The following is a 4,849-nucleotide window of genomic DNA, read 5'->3' as shown; positions in this document are numbered from 1 at the left end:
GCGGACCCGGCGGTCCGGCCGGCGGGGCCGCTGCCCGCCGCGCCGGCCGGTCTCCGCCCGCCGGCACCCCGACCCGCCGCCGGACCCGTGGACACACCGGCCGCACAACGCGGTACCACCATCTTTTACCGCCGGGTAATCTTGTGGTCGACCGGTTGCTCGCGAAGGGCCACACTCCGCGCGCACGATCGCAGGGATCACCGGTGATCAGCCGCTCGCACCCGACCCGCGCCACCAAGTGGCCGAGTCCACGTTGCGTCGGCCGCCAATACGGAAACACCTCTTCTTAACCGCGCAGTGTTCCAGCCGCGCAGTGGGCGCCCCGCCGGGCGCGCGCGACCACGTACCGACAGGCTCCGGCAACGCCGGGGCACCTTGCGGCGCAACCCGCCGCCGCACCTGTCAGCACCGGCACCGCCTCCTGCGCAACCCGGCGGTAGCATGCCAACGCCGCAGGGCGAAGCCGCGTCGGAGCGGATGGCAGCGAGGGCAGCTCAGCTTGGAAGGACGGACCATTGGCCGTAGAAACGCCCAGCAGGATCTCCGTCATCGGCACCGGATACCTGGGTGCCACGCACGCCGCCTGCATGGCCGAACTCGGTTTCGAGGTGCTGGGCCTCGACGTCGATCAGACGAAGGTCGACAGCCTCTCAGCGGGGCGGGTGCCGTTCTACGAGCCGGGTCTTGAAGAGGTGCTCGTCCGCAATCTCGCCAACGGGCGCCTGCGGTTCACCACCGACTACGACGAGGTCGCCGACTTCGCCGCCATCCACTTCCTGTGCGTGGGCACCCCCCAGCGCGCCGATTCCAACGCCGCCGACCTCGCCTTTGTCGAGGCGTCGGTCGACGCCCTCGCCACCCGGCTGACCGGCTCCTCGATCATTATCGGCAAGTCGACCGTGCCGGTGGGCACCGCCGGGCGCCTGGCCGAGCGCATCGCCGTCCGCGCCCCGGCCGGCTCCGACATCCACCTGGGGTGGAGCCCGGAGTTCCTGCGCGAGGGCTTCGGGGTCGAGGACACCCTGCGCCCCAACCGCATCGTAATCGGCACCGACTCCCCCCGCGTCGAGTCCGCCATGCGCGACCTGTGCGCCCCGCAGATCGAGCAGGGCATCCCCTTCATGGTCACCGACCTGCCCACCGCCGAACTCGTGAAGGTCTCGGCCAACGCGTTCCTCGCCACGAAGATCTCGTTCATCAACGCGATGGCCGAGGTGTCGGAGGCCGCGGGCGCCGATGTGATCAAGCTCGCCGAGGCGCTGTCCTACGACGACCGCATCGGCGGCAAGTTCCTGGGCCCCGGGCTCGGGTTCGGCGGCGGGTGCCTGCCCAAGGACATCCGCGCGTTCATGGCCCGCGCCGACGAGCTGGGCGTCGAACCCGCGCTGTCCTTCCTGCGCGAGGTCGACGCCATCAACCAGCGGCGCCGCGCGCGCACGGTCGACATCGCACGCGGCCTGATCGGCGGCAGTTTCGCCGGGCGCACGGTGGGGGTGCTCGGCGCGGCGTTCAAACCCAACTCCGACGACATCCGCGACTCCCCCGCGCTGCACGTGGCCACGACCATCGCCGACCTCGGCGGCATTGTCACGGTCTACGACCCCGAGGCGCTGGAACGCGCCCAGCAGGAGTACCCCGACCTGCACTACGCGCACAGCATGCTGGAGGCCGCGCGCGACGCCGAGGTGGTGCTGCTGCTGACCGAGTGGGCGGAGTTCCGCGACGCCGACCCCGACGAACTCGCCAAAGTGGTGGCCGAGCCCCGCATCGTCGACGGCCGCAACGCGCTCGAACCGCGCCACTGGCGTGCCCGCGGGTGGACCTACCGCGCGCTCGGCCGCCCCTGAAACCAACGCGTCCGGCCGCGCCCGCGGGCGCGGCCGGATACACCTACCCGGTCGGGGATCGACGCGGGTGCAAGGCATCATAGGGGCATGAGCATCAGCGCAGTCGCCGATGAGGCCGGCATCCGCCGGGTGCTGGCCGAGAGCCGCGTGTGGGCGGTGGTCGGGCTGGGCGACAACCCGCAGCGCCCCGCCTACAGCGTCGCCCGCTTCCTGCAGGACCGCGGCAAGCGGATCGTGCCCGTGCATCCCAGTGCCGCGACCGTCCACGGCGAGCCGGGCTATGCCTCGCTCGCCGAGATCCCCTTCGAGGTCGATGTCGCCGATATCTTCCGCCGCTCCGAGGACGCCGGGGCCATCGCCGACGAGGCGCTGGCCCGCACAGACATCGCCGCCGTGTGGTTCCAGCTGGGTGTGGTCGACTCCGCCGCCGCCGAACGGGTGAGCACGGCCGGGCGCACCATGGTCATGGACCGGTGCCCGGCGATCGAATGGCCCCGGCTGCTGGGCTGAGTGCGCCGGCGCACCCGCCGCATCGAACCGAACCGATACGAGGAGGCCCACCGTGCTCTGCCGGTGTTCCCCGCCCATCTCCGGCGAACGCGGCCGGTTCGCCGCCCGGACCCAGGGGTAGGGGGCGGCCATGCAACGCCCGCGCTTCCTCCGCGCGCTGACCGGCGACCGGCCCGATCCCGGTGGCAACCGCGCCCCGTCCGAGGGCGCCGGCGCGCCGCCGATCGAGCCGGGCCGCGCCGAGGAACGGCGCGAGCTCGCCGATACCCGAGGTTGGAGCTACGCCGAACGCCACCAGGGCGCCATCCAGGGCTGGCCGCGCACGGCGCTGCCGCCCGGGCCGCTGGGCCGGGTGCACAACGAGCTCACCGGCCGCCACCACGGGCGGCCGTTCCGCATCTTCGACTACGTGCACCGCAGCGCCGCCGACACCCCGTGGCTGCGGATCGAGGTGTACGCCGTCGCACTGCCGGTGCGGGTGCCCTACCTCTACATCCGCGACCCGCAAGGCGGCGAGGACATCTACGCCGAGGGGCCCGAGACCGGGTTCGCCGTCGAGCTGCTCACGGAGTCGCTGCGCGCCGACATCCGCGCCTACGGGTTCACCGACCTCGTGTTGGACCGCGACGTGCTGATCTGCACCAGCGACGGCGGCGGCCCGCTGTATCCCGAGCCGCGGCTGGAGGCGCTGACCGGCATGGTCGACCACGTGCCCGCCGACGTGTGGGCGCGCTGGGGGCGCGACTGAAGCCCGCCCCGGGTTGAGGCCGGCGGTGACCCTGCAGAAATGACCGTCTCAGCTTTGAAATCTCGGTATTTCCGCAGGGTCATCGGTGCGAACCAATCAATCAGCACACTAGCCCGCCCCGAACCCGGTCGAGGTGCCGCCCGAGGCGACCTGGCGGCGCAGCCGCTCGCCCTTCTCTTTGGCGTGGGTGCGCAGTTCCTCCTGGAACCCGCTCATCCGCTCGCGCAGTTCGGTGTCGTGGGCGGCGAGCATGCGCACCGCCAGCAGCCCGGCGTTGCGGGCGGCTCCGACGGCCACCGTCGCCACCGGGACGCCCGCGGGCATCTGCACGATCGACAGCAGCGAGTCCATTCCGTCGAGGTAGCGCAGCGGGACGGGCACGCCGATGACGGGCAAGGGCGTGACCGCGGCCAGCATGCCCGGCAGGTGGGCCGCGCCGCCGGCACCGGCAATGATGGCCTTGAGTCCGCGTTCGGCGGCCTCGGTGCCGTAGGAGATCATTTCCTGCGGCATGCGGTGGGCGGAGACGACATCGGCCTCGTAGCCGATGCCGAACACCTCCAGCGCCTTTGCCGCCTCTTCCATGACCGGCCAGTCGGAGTCGCTGCCCATGACGATTCCGACGGCGGGGGCGTCCTCGGTCACTACTGGTCTCCTTTGCGGTTGACATGCTCTCCCGGCTGCGGCCGGGGGAATCCAACCACGGCGGCCTGCACCGCCGGGTAACGGGTGCGATCCTATGGCCGGGCCCGGGTGCGGCGGCGGTCGAGGCGCGCCGGGACCCGGCCGGGGTGCGCGGCCGGTCCGTCCGCGGTAGCGCGCCCGCCGCATGCACGGCGGAATGCGGCGGATTGCGGTGGAATACAGCAGAATTTGCAACTGCGTGCGGGCACCCAGCGGCCCCGGCGCCGCTCTTGCCGCCCTTGCCGACCTCCCCCGCCCGAACTCTTGCGACGGAGCTGATACCGCGTGAATCCGACACCATCGCCGCTTCTCCCGGCCGCAGCGACACAGCCGCCCCCGCCGGCTCCCGGTGCCGAGTACGAAGGGTTCATCGGCTGGGTACTGAGCCTGATGACCGACATCGGCGAGGTAGGAGTCGGGCTCGCGCTGCTGATCGAGACCGTCTTCCCGCCGGTGCCCAGCGAGGCCGTCCTGCCCGGTGCCGGGTTCCTCGCCTACGACGGCCGGATGAACCTGTGGTTGGCGATCCTGTCGGCGACCCTCGGCGCGGTGATCGGCGCGTGGGTGCTCTACGGTCTGGGAGCGCTGCTCGGACGCGAGCGGACCCGGTGGGTTGTCGAGAAGCTGCCGCTGGTCGACCTGGAGGACTTCGACAAGGCGGAGCGGTTCTTCGCCCGCTGGGGCGCCATCGCGGTGCTCTTCGGCCGCTGCGTCCCGGTGGTGCGCAGCCTGGTCTCCATCCCCGCCGGCATCGAGCGCATGGCGTTCTGGCGCTTCACCCGCTACACCTTCGTCGGCAGCGCGGTGTGGAACGGCATCTGGATCGGGTTGGGATTCGCGTTCGGCCCGGCCATCGCGCCGGTGCTGGAGCGCTGGAGCGGCGTGCTCAGCAACGCAGTCCTCGCCATCGCCGCCCTGTTGCTGGTGTGGTTCGTCGCCGCCCGCGTGTACCGGAATGTGCGGCGCCGGCGCAGCGGTGCGGCCGGTGCCGAGGCGGGTGCCGATCCCGCGCCCGGCGGCGCCGAGGGGTCCGGCCGGCGCGGCGGCGGCTGAGCCCGCC

At 72.2% G+C, this 4,849-nt stretch carries 5 protein-coding genes; 4 read left to right on the top strand and 1 reads right to left on the bottom strand.

Going from position 1 to position 4,849, the window contains the following annotated elements; all coding sequences use genetic code 11:
- Window positions 1-515: 515 nt before the first annotated feature.
- The 3 genes from ACYVD5_RS21295 (at window position 516) to ACYVD5_RS21285 (ending at window position 3,105) form a co-directional block, all read left to right on the top strand.
- On the top strand, window positions 516-1,847 hold the full coding sequence (locus ACYVD5_RS21295; protein ID WP_461002877.1) for a UDP-glucose dehydrogenase family protein: 1,332 nt from the start codon (window positions 516-518) through the stop codon (window positions 1,845-1,847).
- A gap of 87 nt (window positions 1,848-1,934) precedes the next feature.
- Window positions 1,935-2,357: a CoA-binding protein gene (locus ACYVD5_RS21290; RefSeq protein WP_461002876.1), complete on the top strand. Its 423-nt coding sequence runs from the start codon at window positions 1,935-1,937 to the stop codon at window positions 2,355-2,357.
- 130 nt (window positions 2,358-2,487) lie between these two features.
- On the top strand, window positions 2,488-3,105 hold the full coding sequence (locus ACYVD5_RS21285) for a hypothetical protein (protein ID WP_461002875.1): 618 nt from the start codon (window positions 2,488-2,490) through the stop codon (window positions 3,103-3,105).
- A 108-nt stretch (window positions 3,106-3,213) separates the two neighbouring features.
- Here ACYVD5_RS21285 and purE read toward each other — a convergent pair whose 3' ends face one another.
- Window positions 3,214-3,750, bottom strand: a complete 537-nt coding sequence (gene purE, locus ACYVD5_RS21280) for a 5-(carboxyamino)imidazole ribonucleotide mutase (RefSeq protein WP_461002874.1) — start codon at window positions 3,748-3,750, stop codon at window positions 3,214-3,216.
- 324 nt (window positions 3,751-4,074) lie between these two features.
- On the opposite strand from purE, the gene ACYVD5_RS21275 reads away from it, so the two are divergent.
- The gene (locus ACYVD5_RS21275) at window positions 4,075-4,842 is read left to right on the top strand and encodes a DedA family protein (protein ID WP_461002873.1); all 768 of its coding nucleotides are present in this window, start codon (window positions 4,075-4,077) and stop codon (window positions 4,840-4,842) included.
- Window positions 4,843-4,849 lie beyond the last annotated feature (7 nt).

The sequence above is a fragment of the Streptomonospora sediminis genome (assembly GCF_054778995.1).
This window is presented reverse-complemented; position numbering and strand designations above follow the sequence as displayed.

Coding starts and splice junctions, on each gene's coding strand:
- ACYVD5_RS21290 (WP_461002876.1), top strand. CDS start 1,935: ATGAGCATCAGCGCAGTCGCCGATGAGGCCGGCATCCGCCGGGTGCTG.
- ACYVD5_RS21285 (WP_461002875.1), top strand. CDS start 2,488: ATGCAACGCCCGCGCTTCCTCCGCGCGCTGACCGGCGACCGGCCCGAT.